The organism is Pseudomonas crudilactis (assembly GCF_013433315.1).
Classification (GTDB): domain Bacteria; phylum Pseudomonadota; class Gammaproteobacteria; order Pseudomonadales; family Pseudomonadaceae; genus Aquipseudomonas; species Aquipseudomonas crudilactis.
On the sequence record NZ_WXVV01000034.1, the window covers coordinates 40,488 to 53,039 of the forward strand.

The window sequence follows — 12,552 nt, forward strand, 5'->3', positions numbered from 1 at the left end:
AAACTCCAGGGCCACTCCCATGCAGCGACTGGAAGCACAAAAAACCTCTGCACCGAACCCATCGGTCGCAGGCAAGAGCTGGCGCGAACAGTTCAATCTGCTGCGCTGGTTCTCGCTCGCGAGCTTTTTCATCATTGCCGCCGTGGCGGTGGGCCTTGGCTATATCTCCACGCGTTTCGTCGTCACCGAAAGCGTTGAACGCGATGCGTTGCTGACCGCGCAATTTGTTCAGGCCATCGGCGCGGCGGAAATACGCCACGCCGGTATCACCCCGGCGCGGACCATGGGCGAAATGCTCGACCCGCGCCAGGACAACAACTTTCCCGATGTCGATCCGGGCGCCCATGCGGCGGCCCGCGCCGAGTTCCTCGACCATGTTGAGCACCTGCCGGATGTTCTCCTGGCCACGGTGTATGCGCTGGATCGCACGGTGATCTGGTCGACCAATCCAGAACTGATCGGGGTTAAATTCGAGGATGACGACGAGCTCGACGAGTCATTCGAGATGAAAGTCGCGGTGTCCTCCAGTTACCACAAGATCGACGATGAGAAGCCCGAGCAGCAGTTGCTGCGCGAACCGAAATACCTGTTCATCGAGAACTACATCCCGATGTTCAACGCCGACAAAAGCAAAGTCATCGCCATGGTCGAGATCTACAAGGAACCGGCAGATCTGGTCGACCGCATCGACCGTGGATTTGCCTCGATCTGGGCAGCGACGTGTTTCGGTGGCGCGGCGATTTTTCTGGCGTTGTTCTGGATCGTCCGCCGCGCCGCGAAGTTGCTGCAGAGCCAGCAGCAACAACTGATCAGCAACGAAACTTTTGTTGCCCTCGGCGAGATGTCATCGGCGGTCGCGCACAGCCTGCGCAATCCGCTGGCGACCATTCGCTCCAGCGCCGAACTGGCCCAGGAAATCGCTAGCCCCGGTGCGCAGCGCAATATTGGCGACATCATCAGCCAGGTCGATCGCATGTCGCGCTGGGTCCGCGAATTGCTGGTATCGCTGCGGCCGATGAACGACGACGGCGAGGCGGTGGATCTGGTGATGGCGGTTGAAGACACCTTTGGCGCATTTGATGCATTGATCAAACGCAGTGGCGTCGAAGTGCGATTCAGTCCGCAAAACTGCGCGCCGGTCGTCAGTCAAAAGGTGTTGCTCACGCAAATACTCAATAGCTTGTTTGCCAATGCCCTGGAAGCCATGCCCAAGGGCGGTGTGCTCAGCGTCGAATTCGAATCGCTGCAGCCCGACAGCGTGCGCCTGACCGTGAGCGATACCGGCAAGGGCATGAGCGCGCAGCAGCAACTGTTGGTGTTCAAACCGTTTTTCACCACCAAACAGGGCGGCCTCGGGGTTGGCCTGGCGTTGGTCAAACGCATCATGGAGCGTTTCGCAGGTTCGGTCGTGCTGACCAGCCGCGAGCAGGAAGGAACCCGCGTCAGTCTCAACTTCAAAGTGGCATCGGGAGGGGAATATGGAACACAGCATTCTGCTGGTCGAGGATGACGAACTGCTGGCCGAGAATATTCAGACCTACCTGGAGCGCAAGGACTTCGAGGTGACCGTCTGCCATTCGGCCGAAGACGCGCTGGCGCAACTGGAAACCTTCATGCCCGACATTGTGCTGACCGACAACTCGCTGCCGGGCATGAGTGGTCACGATCTGATCCAGAAGCTGCGCATCAGCGCGCCGGATCTGAAAGTGATCATGATGACCGGTTACGGCAATGTCGAAGACGCGGTGGTGGCGATGAAGGAGGGCGCCTTTCATTACGTCACCAAACCGGTCGCGCTGCAGGAACTCAAACTGCTGCTCGACAAGGCCCTGGCCACCGAACGAATGGAGCGCACGCTGTCGTTCTATCAGGAACGCGAGGCGCAGAAATCCGGGGTGCAGGCGCTGATCGGCGATTCGGCGCCGATGCAGTATTTGAAAAACACCATCGGCCAGTTGCTCGACGCCGAGCGACGCATGGCCAACACCGATCTGCCGCCGGTTTTAGTCGAAGGCGAGACCGGCACCGGCAAAGAACTGGTGGCCCGGGCGTTGCACTTCGATGGCCCGCGCAGCAAGGGTCCGTTCATTGAATTCAACTGCGCATCGATCCCGTCGAATCTGGTCGAGTCAGAGCTGTTCGGGCATGAGAAAGGCGCGTTCACCGATGCCAAGGATCGTCGCGTCGGACTGGTGGAAGCGGCGGATGGCGGCACGCTGTTTCTCGATGAGATTGGTGAAATGGACCTGCTGTTGCAGGCAAAGATTTTGAAGTTGCTGGAGGACCGCACCATTCGCCGGGTCGGCTCGGTGAAGGAGCGCAAGGTCAATCTGCGGGTGATCAGCGCAACCAACTGCAATCTTGAACAGATGGTGCAGCAGGGCAAATTCCGCCGCGATCTGTTTTTCCGCTTGCGGATCATCTCGATCAAGGTGCCGCGCCTGTATGCACGGGGCGATGACATTCTGTCGCTGGCGCGGCACTTCCTCGCCAGTCATGGCAAACGCTACGGAAAACCGAATCTGCATTTCAGTCAGCAGGCCGAAGAGTTGCTGCTCAGTTACACCTGGCCGGGCAACGTGCGCGAACTGCGCAACATGCTCGAACAGACCGTGCTGCTGGCGCCGAGCGACACCATCGCCGCGCATCAGCTCAACGTGTGTATGAGCCTGGTCGACGAGCCGCCGCTGCATATTCATGAAGCACCGATGCACTACGAACCGCGTCCGGCGAGCAATACCGAATCGATGAACCTGCCGGAAGTCGAGCGCGACATGGTGCGCAAGATGCTCGACAAGACCGACTGGAACGTCACCAAATCCGCGCGCCTGCTGGGCCTGAGCCGCGACATGCTGCGCTACCGCATCGAAAAACTCGGCCTCGCCCGGCCCGATAAACGGCAGTGGTAACCCAGGCGCACCGCATTTCCCCTGTGGGAGCGAGCTTGCTCGTGAAAGCGGTGGATCAGTCACTTTGATGTTGGCTGACACACCGCATTCGCGAGCAAGCTCGCTCCCACAGGGTTTTGTGGTGTCTGGTTAATACTTGGTCGTCAGAATCAATGCTGCTGCCGACTCAAACACTCCAGCAAACAACCCGGATCCAGCACCTCGTCATTCACATAAATCCCGCGCTCGGCATCGTACGTGCGGATAAACACCCGTACCGTCGCATCCGCCACGGTCGGCAGTTGTGAATCGTAGAACTCATGGTCACCCGGAATCACCACAAAATCCTGCGGCGCCGTATCGTCGTAAGGCTTGGGCGGCGTGGAACTCAGTGAATACGGGGCAGGGTGGGCGAAGGGCTGGTTGGGCCCGTAATAATTGAAATTGCTGTCCAGCGCTTGCGCCTGTGTGGCAGCGAGCAGACAGCCGGTCAACAACAGCCGATCGAGCATTTGCATGGCGGCACCTGCGAGTGCGGTTTTCCCCAAGGCTATTAACTATAGCTGCCCTGCATTCAAGCAACCGGGTGATTGATCACGTGCCCCGGTTGTGCGTAGGCCTTGAGCACATAGCCGATTGCGCGAAGAAACTCTTCGTTATCCCCATTTGCAAGAACCTGGGACAGGTATTCGTTGATGGCTTCGTCACTGTCCAGCAGTGCTATCACGTCGAAATTCGTCAAAGTCTGGCTCATGGTTAAACCTCCTTAGCCATTTTTGTGCACGTCGGATGACTGCGCTTTGTGAGGGTATCCACGTGAGCAGAGTTGAATAGTCAGCCGTGTCCTTTATCTGTTTTGATAATTCGCCGACATTTGTAGGCAAGAACACCCTGGTATGTAGGAGCTTACAAGTTTGCAACAACCGCAATTGCCGGGCTGATCTAGACTCGGATCCGCTCAATCACGAGCATCGTCCGGAGTGCGCCATGGAAGTGCCCAACAATAAAACCGCCATCGAAAGCAATCGACAGGCGTGGAACGATTCCGCCCGCCATCATCAGGATTCGCCTGACTGGCAGGCATTGCTCAGCGAAGTCGCGCAGGCGGATTTCTCTTGCCTTGATGAGACGTTGTGCGGGTTGCTGGAGGTCGACGGTAAAGAGGTGATTCAACTGGGCTGCAACAATGGTCGTGAGAGTCTCTCACTGTTTGCGCTGGGTGCCAGAAGCGTGGTCGGTGTCGATCAGTCGGCGGCGTTTCTCGATCAGGCGCGTGAGCTGAACAAGCGTTCACCGCACAACGCCGAGTTCATCGAAAGCGATATCCATCATCTGCCGGTGTCTTTGCACAATCGCTTCGATGTAGCGCTGATCACCATCGGTGTTCTCAACTGGATGCCGGACATCGGCGAGTTCTTCCGCCACGTCGCCTCGACCCTGAAACCGGGCGGAAAACTGGTGATCTACGAAACCCATCCGTTTCTGGAAATGGTCGATCCGGACGCTGAAGATCCGTATCGCCTCGCCAGTTCGTACTTTCGCGCCGAGCCGTTTGTGCAGGAAGAGCCAATTGTCTATGTCGGCAAGGTTGAGCAGCAGGCGGCGAAGTCGTATTGGTTTGTGCATAACCTTGGCGCCATTTTCAGCGCTGCCATTGCGGCCGGGCTGAACATTGCGCACTTCAAGGAGTATGCGCATTCGAATCGGGAAGAGGCGTATGACCAGTACCTGAATCGCGAGGCGCAGATGCCGATGTGTTTTACCCTTATCGCCACCAAGGTCTGAAATCGTTCATTGCCTTCACTGGCCCCTTCGCGAGCAGGCTCGCTCCCACATTGGATGTGTGCCGTACACAAATCCCATGTGGGAGCGAGCCTGCTCGCGAAGACGGCCTGACTACCGCCAGATATCTCGAGTTTGAATCAAGCCTGCGCCGCCGCACTCACCACCGGCCGCCCCGGTTTGCGCAGCGTTTCCAGACGCGAACCCTCATACCGCGTTTCGCGGAAAAACTTCCAGCGCCCGAACAGGCAGTAAACGTGCATCACGCGGCCTTGCTCGTGGTAACCCATGCGCAGATGCAGCTTCAGCGCCGGAATATTGTGCGTCTCGCACACGTCCACCACCTTGTTGCAGCCTTGCGCTGCCATGGCCTCCCACAGCGCCACCTGCACGTCCACCGACAGGCTGCTGCCGAAATACGCACGGGTCATCTCACCACCGAATTCAAAGAACTCGCCAGGCTTCACCGGAAAGGTGCAGCCGTAATAGTGACGGTCGTGATAATCACGAATGCTGCCCCAGATAAACGCGACAGCGTGGCCGTCAGCATCGAGGTACATGTGCCCGGTGTGACCCTCAGTGGCCAGTTCGGCCATGGTCTGCACGCGGTCACCAAAATGCTTGGAAAACGCGATGGCATTCTCCGGCGTAATGTCGACTTTGCGCAGGCCGTCATAAGGACGCAATTTGTGTGGCGGCACCGGGCTGACCAGGTCGCGCTCCATCCACAAAAGCTCCCAATGGAAGAACACGTAGCGTTTCCACAACGTGCTGAAGGTACGGCCGAGGCCTTTCTGACGGATGCGTTCTTGTAGTTTTTCGATCACGCTCATGATGCCCTCCGTGGCCGAAGCCCGGGTGTTGTGGATGGTGCTTTTGTGGGTATAGATCAGCCTTGCCAATTCATTTCAAAGTGCCATCTTCGAATGTATTGCAAGGTATGTAACTCAATCGAGTGCTGTAGCGCCGCGTAGAAAATCCTTGTTCAGATCGGTGTAGGAAACCCGTGGGATACCCGCCAGCCGCTGCTCTAGCACGCGGCTCAGGGATTCCTCCGGGTTGAGATAGGCGTCACCAAAATCGGCGCCGAGTTGCGTTGGGTGAGCAACGATTTCGAGCACGCCGTCGGTCGGCGCGCAGTCGTTGCGCAGGTCGATTGGTGTGCATACATAGTCGGCGGTGACACCGGCCAGACTCTGCAGTCGCCAGTTGAGCAAACCCTTGAACACGCGCTTGGGCAGATTGAGGTTTTGCCCCAGATTGCGCGCCAGTCGAACCGGCACCCTTTGGTGCGCGGCAAACCGCGCGACGATCTCGCCGATCGGCCAGATGTTGTGCACGTGCTGATGCGAATCGATATGGCTGGGACGCATACCGTGATCGACGCAACGCTGCCACTGCGCCTGCAACTCTTCACGCACCGCATCACGGTCTTCGCGCGCGAACCAAAAACTGTGACGCGGCAGGCTGAGATCGAACACGCCGAAGTCATCGCAGAAGGTGCGACGGGCCAGGATTGCCTGGCTCAGCGGGCGCCCGTAAGTCAGGTTGAAGTGCAGGCCGACACGACCTTGCAACGTCGGATGCCGCGCCATGGCACACGCGGATTCAAACGCCGGCATGTTGGCCATGGCGGTGGCAGAACTGATGACCCCGGCCTGAAATGCAGCGAAGATCACTGCGTTTTCGTTTGGGCTGAGGCCGAAATCGTCAGCGTTGACTATGACTTGGCGAGGCATGTTCGCCCTCCGTGGTGATCGCGACAGGTTTCAATACAGGTTTGGCTTGCCCGGCACGGCGTGCCCGCCACGTTTGTACGTGCGGTTTAAGTCGATGCCACAGGCGCAGGCCGAAACCAAGAATGAGGCCACTCGGCCGCCAGGAATAAAAACTCCAGCGCCAGTGCTCCAGTTGCCCGGTCATGCGCTCGTGCAGTTGATGGCTGGAGTTTTCCAGGCTGACCCGCGAGGCATCGATCCAGCGCCAGTTATCTTCCAGCCCCCAGCGAATCCATTCCTCCAGCAGCACTCGACCACTGCCCAGATCAGCGTATTGCGGCAGGAAGGCGAGGTTGTAATCGTACAGTCGACCCTGTTCGAGCAGGCCGAGGCGGTAGCTGATGCAGCGGCCGTTCAGTTCCAGCGTCACTACGCGCACCAGGCCTTGGCCGGCGAGGGCAGTGAAGGCGCGTTCGATCAACTGGCGGCTGCGTTCGCTGGCAAAAATCCCCACGCCTTCGTCACCTTTCCAGCTCACCGATTCGACTTCGCTGATGGTTTGCAGCAATGGGCCCATGCTCAACGCATCGGGAATGATTCGCCGCACCTCGGCACCGCACGCAGCAATCCGCTTGCGCGCTCGACGCAGTTTGTAACGCGGGTCGCCGGAGACTTCCTGATGATCGGCTTCACTGATCAGATGCACCGGCACCCGACAACTCAAGCGCCGTTCCGCCGTAGAGCTGCGCGCCATCCACTCAGTGAGCGCGCTTTCTTCACCGGCAGGCTCGGACAATTCATTCAGCTGCAACAGCGCGTGGGGCAGACGTTGGCAAATCACGTTCAGCGCCTGGCGCATGTCTTCGCCGCTAAGCAAAGACAGCAGCGCCAAGCGATCAGCCAGCGGATACCCCAAGTGATGCAGCACCCGAAACGGCACGCCGGCAAAGCGCTCGCGACTCGTCACCAGCGGCAGACACAGACGCAATTCGTCCGCTTCCCAACCCAGCAGAATGAGCAGGCGCTCACCCTCGCCAATAGCCTGTTCGGCCGCGCACAACCAACCGAGGTGGTTGAACGGCGTGTGATCCGTCACCCGCAGGCGCAGCGCTTCATACGCCGCTTCGGGGAAATCGGCAGCGCACATTGATGTGCGCCATTCGAATAGCGTCACCATAAGCTCAGGCCGCCGTGGCTGTTACGGGTGGACGGGACGGTTTGCGCAAAGCATCCAGACGCGAGCCGCTGTAGCGGCTTTCGCGGTAGAAGCGCCAGCGACCGAACAGGGTGTACACATTCATGATGCGGTTTTGCTCGGTGTAACCCATGCGCAAGTGCAGCTTGAGCGCCGGGATGTTGTGGAATTCGCAGACGTCGACAACCTTGTCGCAACCTTGCGCGGCCATGGCTTTCCACAACTCCAGTTGCAGATCCACCGACAGCTCGGTGCCCCAATAGGCGCGGGTCAGCTCACCGCCGAATTCGAAGAACTCGCCGGGTTTCACCGGGAACATGCAGCCGTAATAGTGCCGGTCGAAATAGTCCCGCGAACTGCCCCAGATAAACGCCACCGCGTCGCCCTGATCGTCCAGATGCATATGCCCGGTGTGACCTTCGTTGGCCAGCTCGGCCATGGTGCCGACGCGGTCGCCGAAGTAGCGGGCGAAGGCGCTGGCGTTGTCCGCTGTGATCTTCACCACCCGCAGTGGCGGGTAGGGTTTGAGGCTGTGCGGTGGCACCGGGCTGACCAGATCGCGTTCCATCCACAACAGTTCCTGATGGGAAAAAACGTAGTGTTTCCACGCTTTGGCGAGGGTGGCGCGCAGGCCTTTCTGCTTGATGTGTTGACTGAGTTTTTGCACAACGTTCATGGTCTTGGCTCCTGATGACGAGGCATCGCGCGGCCAGAAACCCGCGCGGCTGAACATCAACGGACGGTTCATGAAGCGCTCCAGCTGAGGGCGAACAGGGTTTGCCCCGGCAGCTCGAAACGCACACGCCCGTCCTGGCAGGCAAACGGCGCGTCGCGGCTGCGGTTGTCGGCGCCGAAGTAGCGCAGGGCGCCGTTGTTCAGCGGGCATTTGGCACCGCTCAAGTCGACACGCTGCAAGCGCGTGCCTTTGTTCACCCCGAGCAGGCCGCGCTGATCGTCGCCGGCCATCGCCAGCACATCGACTTCAAAGGCATCGTTTTCCAGCCACAGCACCCGATGCAGCCAGTGCTGGGCAATGAACTGCTGGGCCAGACCAACGGGTTTCAACTCGAAGCGTTGCTCATCGGCCGAGACCCGCAACATGCCCTTGGGATACTGCGGCTCATCGGCGGCCTGGAACCAGTTGAGCATGCTCAGCAAGCCGTCCTGCGAAGCGTTGATCACCACCGACGCCCACCACAGTGAGGCGTAGTGGGTTTCCTGATCGTAGGGGCTCAGGCTGGAGCCGCTGGACAGATTGGTCTGGTCGAGCAGCAAGGCCTTGCGCGGCTGACCTTTGCTGTCGAGGCCGACCAGTTCGGCAGCGCGGCGTACGCTGTCGCGGTAGACGCGGGTGGCGAGCAGGTCGCGGATCATCCATTCGTGCCACGCCAGTGCATCGACCTGATCGCCGGATTCGCTGAGTAAACGCCGCGCCCAGTCGATGCCACGTTTGTCTGCCGCGTTGTTGGCAAACGGCCCGTTGACCAGTCGCGAACTGGCCGGCATGGCAATGCGCACGCCAGCCTTGGCATTTGCCGGATCACTGCGCACCTGCCGGGCCATGCTGGCGAAAATCGCTTGATACTGCGCGTAGCTGGAGTAATTGAGGTTCGGCTCGTCGGCAAAACCAATGTAGTGCGTGCCTTTGCCACCCAGCGTGCGAGTGCTGGCCAGCCATGCATCGAGGCCGCTGTTGCTTTGCACATCGGCGCGCAGATCGGCCTGACGCTGACTGCCGGCCAGCAGGGTGATGTCCTGTTTGATGCCGAAGCGCTCCTGATACACCCGGCGGAACGCGTCTTCGAAATGCGGATTCTTCGCCGTCACATCAACAAAACTGTAGTAACTCGCGGCGGTCGGTTTCAGCGCATCGAGCGCGGCATGACTGGCGGGCGGCGGCATCACGTAGGGCAGGGCGATGCCCAGATCCGGCGTGCGTCCGAGGATTTTGTCGTGCAGCACCAGACGCGTCTGACCGGCGTCTTCACGCAGCGCTTTCAGTTGCTGAGGATTCTGTGCAAACAGGTTGGCCGTGCCATCGAGCCAGAACGCCGCTTTGCCACTGCCTTGCAGACGCAGACGCCAGACCTGCTCGCGTTCACTGACGGGCAAGGCAACCTGATCGAACTGCCAATAGGCTCGATAGGGTTTCAGCGCCAGCGTCAGTTGTTGATCATCGCCGACCCGCTGTGCCTGCAATCCGCTGACACCTCCGTGAAACTTGCCGGCCAGCACCGCGTGCTCACCCGGCGCGACCTTGAAATACAACTCGTCGCCGTTGCGGGTGTCGACGCTGAAATGCACTTTCGCCGGGGCGAACAACGCGACCGTGCGCTCGTCATGTTCGACGCGATAATTGCGAAAGCTGTAGCCAGGAATTTCCAGCCGATAACTGCTCGCGCCGGGCAGCAATGGCCAGCTCTGACTGCCACGCACTTCACTGGCCTTGATGAATCGATCAGCGGCCAGTTTGCCCTGACCATCGAGCAGATACAGATGCTCTTCATTGGCCTCGGCCTGCCACGCCGGTGTCCAGCGCACGGTCACCGTATCAGGGCGATCGGCTTGCAGGTACAGACTGCCGTCACGGATCTCGCCCCAACGCATCGACGCGGCAACGGCGTCCAGCGACAGGCCGAGACCGAACAGCAGGGCCAGGCCTTTCATGCGGTTTTCCGCCGTTGCAGCATCAGCCACATGGGTGTGACGTCGCGCGGCAGAATGATCAGGGTTTGCCAGAACGGCACGCCGCTCAAACGGCAGTAGAGCACCAGCATCGCCACGGTCACGGCCAGATAGGCAATCGACGAAGCCGCGGCCGCGCCGACAATCCCGTAGGCGGGAATCAACACAAGGTTCAGCGCCAGATTCAGCAGCGCCCCCAGACCCATCAGCAACGACACCGTGCCGGGACGATTTTTGCCGAGCAGATCCAGACGCAGGATGCTCGCATAGCAAAGCCCCAACAGCCCCGGCAGCAACGCCAGCAGCGCCGGATACGCCGGTTGGTACGCCGCACCGAACAAGGTGACGATCAGCCATTCACCAATCACCGCCATGCTCAGGCAGGCGCCGAGCATCACCGTAGCGGTCAGGCGCAGGGCCAGCGGGGTGACCTTGTCCATGCCTTCGTCCTGTTGCAACAGGCGTTTCATCAGCGGTGTGGTCACCGCTTCCGGGACGATCAGCAGCAGTTCGGCGGCCGCGCTGGCCATGGCGTAATGACCGAGGGCGGTGCTGCCGAGCAGGGCGCCGATAAACAGATAATCCGAGCGCAGGATCACTTGCTGGAACAGCAGATCGGGATGACTGCGCGCGCTGTAGCGCAACAGTTCGTTCTGGCTGGCGCGGTCCCATTGCAGTTGCAACGGTTGCGCGCGTTTGAGCCAGACCCAACCGACCAGTACCACCAGACTGATGCCGGCCAGCCAACTGATCAGCGCGGCTTCGAGGGCGGCGCTTTTCCACATCCAGAACAGCGCGAGAAACAGCAACAGCGGCGCCAGCGACTCGACCAGACGCAAGGCATTGAACGCAACCACGCCCCCAGAGGCGTTGTGCAGTGTCAGCAGGCCGCTTTTCAGTACGGTCAGCGGCACTGCCAGCAGCAACAGCCAGGCGAGCAAGCCGAGTTGCACCGTCACATCCAGCTCAGTGCCGAATTCGCGCACCAACGCCACCACCAACAAGGTCAACAGCGCCGCCAGCAAACAGCCGAACACCAACACCTGACTGAGCAACAAACCCATCGGCCGCTGCTTGGCGGCCTGATAACCCACCGCCGAATTCAGCCCGCCACTGGTGGCGGCGCTGATCAGATCCGGCAGGGTGCTGAGCAACGCAAACAGCCCGCGCTCGCTCGGCCCGAGAATCCGCGCCAGCAACACATTGCGCAGCAAGCGCAGGGCGATCATCGCCAGTTTGGTGCCCATGCTCAGCGCCAGATGCTTGAGATAGTTACCTCGGCTCATGGCCGCGCCCCGCGAAAAATTCGCCACGACAGCAACTCCGGATTACGCGCGGTGCGCTGACTGACACCGAAGCGCGGCAGGTTCAGCGGATCGCCTTCGCCGCGATAAATGCCGGTGCCGGTGCCCAGCGCAAACGGGTAGTCATGGCTGGCGATCTGTTGGCGTACGCGGTCGTCATTGTCGCCATTGGGGTAGCAATACACCGGCAATGGCCGGTTGCAGCCGTTGTGCAGGGCATCGCGGCTGCGGCTGATTTCTTCGCTCAGGCGCACATCGTCGAGGCCGGTGAGGATCGAGTGACTCGCACCGTGCGGGCCGAAACGCACGAGACCGGAGGCTTCCAGCGCGCGCACCTGATGCCAGTCCAGCGCCTGCGGTTGCGACTCTTGCGGGCATTCATCGGTCAGCCGTTCCAGCTCCTGCGGGTCAATCGACTTCAGACTTTGCAGGTAATGCAGCAGCGCCAGGCTGCGGCGGTCGACGTCGATGTCATCGAGCAGCACCGGCAACGGGTGATGCAGCGTGTGCAAGCATTCGATCAAATGCATCCGCGCCTTGTCGCCGTGGCTGCCCCACAGGGTTTCGCCGAGGCTTTCCCACCAGAAACGCTGACGGCTGCCGATGAAATCGGTGGAGAGGAAAATGCTCGCCGGCACCTGATGTTTTTGCAGCAGCGGGAAGGCGTTGACCGCGTTATCACGCCAGCCGTCATCGAAGGTCAGCGCCACCCGTGGGCGCTCGGTGCGCAACGAATTAGGCTGAAGGATTTCCATCAGCGGCACGCAATCGAAATGCTTGCGCAGCCACACCAGCAAATGCTCGAAAGCTTTCGGCCCGACGCACAGTTCGTTGCGGTGCGGCAGGTTGGCGGCGCGGTCGTTCGCCAGTACCCGGTGCAGCATCAGAATCACCCCGGCGCCCTGCAACTGGTTGCGGCCCACTGAAGAGTTGAGATAGAGCCAGCCACTGGTGCGTTTGAGTAATTGTTTGATCGCCAT

General features: G+C 60.1%; 11 protein-coding genes and 1 pseudogene. 3 read left to right on the top strand and 9 right to left on the bottom strand.

Annotated elements, in window-relative coordinates; all coding sequences use genetic code 11:
* The first annotated feature begins 19 nt into the window (after positions 1-19).
* Both GTU76_RS27980 and GTU76_RS27985 read left to right on the top strand, forming a co-directional pair.
* A complete protein-coding gene (locus GTU76_RS27980; RefSeq protein WP_016983354.1) occupies positions 20-1,510 on the top strand; it encodes a sensor histidine kinase in 1,491 nt (496 codons plus the stop codon).
* On the top strand, positions 1,479-2,909 hold the full coding sequence (locus tag GTU76_RS27985) for a sigma-54-dependent transcriptional regulator (protein WP_016983353.1): 1,431 nt from the start codon (positions 1,479-1,481) through the stop codon (positions 2,907-2,909). The genes GTU76_RS27980 and GTU76_RS27985 overlap by 32 nt, the downstream gene beginning before the upstream one ends.
* Positions 2,910-3,058: 149 nt before the next feature.
* Here GTU76_RS27985 and GTU76_RS27990 read toward each other — a convergent pair whose 3' ends face one another.
* Together GTU76_RS27990 and GTU76_RS27995 are read right to left on the bottom strand one after the other, a co-directional pair.
* The gene (locus tag GTU76_RS27990) at positions 3,059-3,406 is read right to left on the bottom strand and encodes a hypothetical protein (RefSeq protein WP_180700092.1); all 348 of its coding nucleotides are present in this window, start codon (positions 3,404-3,406) and stop codon (positions 3,059-3,061) included.
* 98 nt (positions 3,407-3,504) lie between these two features.
* A pseudogene (locus GTU76_RS27995) lies at positions 3,505-3,642 on the bottom strand (helix-turn-helix domain-containing transcriptional regulator); the annotation flags it as partial.
* Positions 3,643-3,875: 233 nt separating this feature from the next.
* Between GTU76_RS27995 and GTU76_RS28000 the strand changes: the two are divergent.
* The gene (locus tag GTU76_RS28000; RefSeq protein WP_180700093.1) at positions 3,876-4,673 is read left to right on the top strand and encodes a class I SAM-dependent methyltransferase; all 798 of its coding nucleotides are present in this window, start codon (positions 3,876-3,878) and stop codon (positions 4,671-4,673) included.
* Between the two features lie 137 nt (positions 4,674-4,810).
* Here GTU76_RS28000 and GTU76_RS28005 read toward each other — a convergent pair whose 3' ends face one another.
* The 7 genes from GTU76_RS28005 to GTU76_RS28035 all read right to left on the bottom strand — a co-directional run bounded on the left by GTU76_RS28005 (position 4,811) and on the right by GTU76_RS28035 (position 12,552).
* The gene (locus GTU76_RS28005) at positions 4,811-5,503 is read right to left on the bottom strand and encodes a GNAT family N-acetyltransferase (RefSeq protein ID WP_016983349.1); all 693 of its coding nucleotides are present in this window, start codon (positions 5,501-5,503) and stop codon (positions 4,811-4,813) included.
* 114 nt (positions 5,504-5,617) lie between these two features.
* Positions 5,618-6,409: a ChbG/HpnK family deacetylase gene (locus tag GTU76_RS28010; RefSeq protein ID WP_026000470.1), complete on the bottom strand. Its 792-nt coding sequence runs from the start codon at positions 6,407-6,409 to the stop codon at positions 5,618-5,620.
* Entirely contained in the window at positions 6,381-7,565 is a 1,185-nt protein-coding gene (locus GTU76_RS28015) for a GNAT family N-acetyltransferase (RefSeq protein ID WP_180700094.1), read from the bottom strand. Before GTU76_RS28015 ends, GTU76_RS28010 begins: the two co-directional genes overlap by 29 nt.
* A gap of 4 nt (positions 7,566-7,569) precedes the next feature.
* Positions 7,570-8,259, bottom strand: a complete 690-nt coding sequence (locus tag GTU76_RS28020; protein WP_175555718.1) for a GNAT family N-acetyltransferase — start codon at positions 8,257-8,259, stop codon at positions 7,570-7,572.
* A gap of 68 nt (positions 8,260-8,327) precedes the next feature.
* Entirely contained in the window at positions 8,328-10,250 is a 1,923-nt protein-coding gene (locus tag GTU76_RS28025; RefSeq protein WP_180700095.1) for a hypothetical protein, read from the bottom strand.
* Positions 10,247-11,554, bottom strand: coding sequence for a lipopolysaccharide biosynthesis protein (locus tag GTU76_RS28030; RefSeq protein WP_175554734.1), 1,308 nt, complete (start codon positions 11,552-11,554; stop codon positions 10,247-10,249). The genes GTU76_RS28025 and GTU76_RS28030 overlap by 4 nt, the downstream gene beginning before the upstream one ends.
* Entirely contained in the window at positions 11,551-12,552 is a 1,002-nt protein-coding gene (locus tag GTU76_RS28035; RefSeq protein WP_180700096.1) for a polysaccharide deacetylase family protein, read from the bottom strand. Before GTU76_RS28035 ends, GTU76_RS28030 begins: the two co-directional genes overlap by 4 nt.

Bases quoted from the DNA above. Each gene is read 5' to 3' on its own strand.
- GTU76_RS27985 (WP_016983353.1), top strand. From the start codon at position 1,479: ATGGAACACAGCATTCTGCTGGTCGAGGATGACGAACTGCTGGCCGAG.
- GTU76_RS27980 (WP_016983354.1), top strand. From the start codon at position 20: ATGCAGCGACTGGAAGCACAAAAAACCTCTGCACCGAACCCATCGGTC.
- GTU76_RS28025 (WP_180700095.1), bottom strand. From the start codon at position 10,250: ATGAAAGGCCTGGCCCTGCTGTTCGGTCTCGGCCTGTCGCTGGACGCC.
- GTU76_RS28035 (WP_180700096.1), bottom strand. From the start codon at position 12,552: ATGGCGATCAAACAATTACTCAAACGCACCAGTGGCTGGCTCTATCTC.
- GTU76_RS28000 (WP_180700093.1), top strand. From the start codon at position 3,876: ATGGAAGTGCCCAACAATAAAACCGCCATCGAAAGCAATCGACAGGCG.
- GTU76_RS27990 (WP_180700092.1), bottom strand. From the start codon at position 3,406: ATGCAAATGCTCGATCGGCTGTTGTTGACCGGCTGTCTGCTCGCTGCC.
- GTU76_RS28010 (WP_026000470.1), bottom strand. From the start codon at position 6,409: ATGCCTCGCCAAGTCATAGTCAACGCTGACGATTTCGGCCTCAGCCCA.
- GTU76_RS28005 (WP_016983349.1), bottom strand. From the start codon at position 5,503: ATGAGCGTGATCGAAAAACTACAAGAACGCATCCGTCAGAAAGGCCTC.
- GTU76_RS28015 (WP_180700094.1), bottom strand. From the start codon at position 7,565: ATGGTGACGCTATTCGAATGGCGCACATCAATGTGCGCTGCCGATTTC.
- GTU76_RS28020 (WP_175555718.1), bottom strand. From the start codon at position 8,259: ATGAACGTTGTGCAAAAACTCAGTCAACACATCAAGCAGAAAGGCCTG.
- GTU76_RS28030 (WP_175554734.1), bottom strand. From the start codon at position 11,554: ATGAGCCGAGGTAACTATCTCAAGCATCTGGCGCTGAGCATGGGCACC.